This is a genomic window from Actinosynnema sp., assembly GCF_052038725.1.
Map to the genome: position 1 here is coordinate 1 of NZ_JBQGCX010000803.1, position 2,569 is coordinate 2,569.

A 2,569-nucleotide genomic window follows, 5' to 3' on the forward strand; every position below is an offset into this window, starting at 1 on the left:
AGCTGCGGTTCCTGATCGGCCCGAACGGCGCGGGCAAGACCACGCTGATCGACGTGATCACCGGGCTGACCAGGCCGTCCTCCGGCAGCGTGCGGTTCGGCGGCCGGGAGCTGGTCGGGCTGCCCGAGCACCGCGTCGTGCGGTTGGGCGTCGGGCGCACGTTCCAGACGGCGGCGGTGTTCGAGGAGCTGACCGTGCGGGAGAACCTGGAGCTGGCCGCCGGGTTCCGCGCTCCCCTGCGCACCCTGCTGCGACGCCCGCGCGGGCGGTCGGCCGAGGTGGGGCGGGCGCTGGCGACCACCGGGCTCGCGGCGCTCGCCGGGCGGCGGGCCGGGGTGCTCTCGCACGGGCAGCGGCAGTGGTTGGAGATGGGGATGCTGCTGGCGCAGCGACCGGGGTTGCTGCTGCTGGACGAGCCGGTGGCGGGCATGAGCCGGGACGAGCGGGAGCGCACCGGGGAGCTGCTGGCGGCGGTCGCGGCCGAGCACACGGTCGTCGTGGTGGAGCACGACATGGAGTTCCTGCGCCGGTACGCGCGCACGGTCACCGTGCTGCACCAGGGGAAGGTGCTGCGCGAGGGCGCGGTCGACGAGGTGCGGGCGGACCCGGTGGTGCGCGAGGTGTACCTGGGCCGCTCCGGCGGGAGGGCGGACTGATGCTCGTGGTGTCCGATGTGGACGTCCACTACGGACGGTCGCAGGTGCTGTTCCGCGTGGGCCTCGAGGTGCCCGCCGGGTCGCTGGTGTGCGTGCTGGGGCGCAACGGGGTCGGGAAGACCACGCTGCTCAAGACCGTCGTCGGCCTGCTGCGCCCGACCTCGGGGACGGTGCTGCTGGACGGCGCGGACGTCACCCGGACCCCGGTGCACCGCAGGGTGCGCGCGGGGCTGGCGTACGTGCCGCAGGGGCACGTGGTGTTCCCGCAGCTGACCGTGGCGGAGAACCTGCGGGTGGTCGCCGAGGCCCGTCCCGGCAAGGACGCGGGCGCGGTGGACGACGCGCTGTCGGTGTTCCCGGCGCTGGTCCCGCTGCTGCGGCGGCGGGCCGGGCTGCTGTCGGGCGGGCAGCGGCAGCAGCTCGCGATCGCGCGGGCGCTGGTGGCGCGCCCCCGGCTGCTGGTGCTGGACGAGCCGACCGAGGGCGTGCAGCCGTCCGTGGTCGACGAGATCGAGGCGGCGGTGCGGCGGCTGCACCGGGAGGTGGGGCTGACCGTGCTGCTGGTCGAGCAGCACGTGGACCTGGCGGCGCGGCTGGCGGACCGGTTCGCGCTGCTGGACGCGGGCGAGGTCGTGCGCTCCGGCGACGCGGCGGAGCTGCGGGACGAGGAGGTGCGGCGACTGCTGTCGGTGTGACCGGCCTGCCTGGCGCGCTGGGCCTGCCTGGCGCGCTGGCCCTACCTGGTGCGCCGGGACCCGACCTGCCTGGCCGCCGCCGCGCCGCCGAGCACCAGGAGCAGCGCGACCAGGCCCCAGCGGCGCTGGTCGTCCACGGTGTGCAGCAGCGGGTTCAGGCCCGCGGCCTCGACCTCCTCGGTCCGCCGCCTCGGGTCCCGCACGGCGGGCTGGCCCTCCACGAGCTCCTGCTCGGGGGTGGGTTCCGCCGTCGGCGCGGGGCTCGGGGCCGGGCTGGGGCTCGGGGTGGGCACGGGGGCCGGTGGCACGGCGGGCGCCTGCGCGACGGGCGGTTGCGGCGCGGGCTGCTGCGGGGCCTGGGGCTGGGGCTGCGCCGGTCGGGGCTGCGGCGGTTGCGGCTTGGGCTGCGGCTGCGGCCGGGGCGGGTTGCGCACCACCAGGCAGCCCGCCGCGTCGAGCGTGCTGAACGCGACCCGCGTGCCCAGCTCCACCACCGTCCCGGTGCCGTCCAGCGCGACCTTGAACCGGGTGCTGAGCCCCCCGCTCGCGTCCCGGTTGGCCGTGGCGTAGAGCGCGCCGTCCGGTCCGAGCACGACCGAGCCGTAGCTGGTCATGCCCGGAGGCAGCGCGCCCGCGCCGTCGACGGGCCGCACGGCGCCGGTGGCCGGGTCGACCCGCACCACCCGGCCGACGCCGCGCGCGTCCACCACGACCCCGTACAGCAGGCCGTCCGCCGGGTTGAGGTCGAAGTCGTTGATGGTCAGCGCGGTGGTGGGCAGCCAGGTCTCGGCCACGACCAGCAGGTAGTCGGGGCTGGTCGGGTTGATGTCCACGGCCAGCAGCAGGCGCCCGGAGCGCACCACGAGCCGGTCGCCGACGACCACGCCCGCCGTGGCGCCGCGCAGCAGGTCGGACTGCCGCGCGGGCAGCGGGACCCGCGCGCCGCGCCGGTCGAACGCGAGCACGCGCCCGTCCGCGTCGACGCCGTAGACCAGGTCCTGCGCGGCGGAGTAGCCGATCGCGGTGACCCGGACGTCGAGCACCGCCAGCGGGGAGACCGCGCCCGCGGGCAGCTCGACGCTGACCACCGAGGACGGCCCGCGCTCCAGCGCCTCGACCTGGATCGAGGCGCACACCGCCAGCAGGACCTCCCCGATCACGCCAACCGCTCCACGGCGGCCTGGAACGCGTCCGGCCCGACGTCCGCGCCCCCGTCGA

At 76.9% G+C, this 2,569-nt stretch carries 3 protein-coding genes; 2 read left to right on the forward strand and 1 reads right to left on the reverse strand.

Features of this window, described 5'->3' with window-relative positions:
* Together ACTUAL_RS16545 and urtE are read left to right on the forward strand one after the other, a co-directional pair.
* Positions 1 to 656: ABC transporter ATP-binding protein (locus ACTUAL_RS16545; protein ID WP_440900898.1), on the forward strand; the 656-nt coding region annotated here is incomplete at its 5' end.
* On the forward strand, positions 656 to 1,351 hold the full coding sequence (gene urtE, locus ACTUAL_RS16550) for an urea ABC transporter ATP-binding subunit UrtE (protein ID WP_440900899.1): 696 nt from the start codon (positions 656 to 658) through the stop codon (positions 1,349 to 1,351). The genes ACTUAL_RS16545 and urtE, both read left to right, overlap by 1 nt.
* Before the next feature lie 41 nt (positions 1,352 to 1,392).
* Here the strand turns inward: urtE and ACTUAL_RS16555 are convergent, their stop codons facing one another.
* Positions 1,393 to 2,511 (reverse strand): DUF6923 family protein, encoded by a 1,119-nt coding sequence (locus ACTUAL_RS16555; protein ID WP_440900900.1) that lies wholly within the window; start codon positions 2,509 to 2,511, stop codon positions 1,393 to 1,395.
* Between the last annotated feature and the right edge of the window lie 58 nt (positions 2,512 to 2,569).

Excerpts from the sequence above, each read along its gene's own strand:
- urtE (WP_440900899.1), top strand. The coding sequence starts at position 656 with ATGCTCGTGGTGTCCGATGTGGACGTCCACTACGGACGGTCGCAGGTG.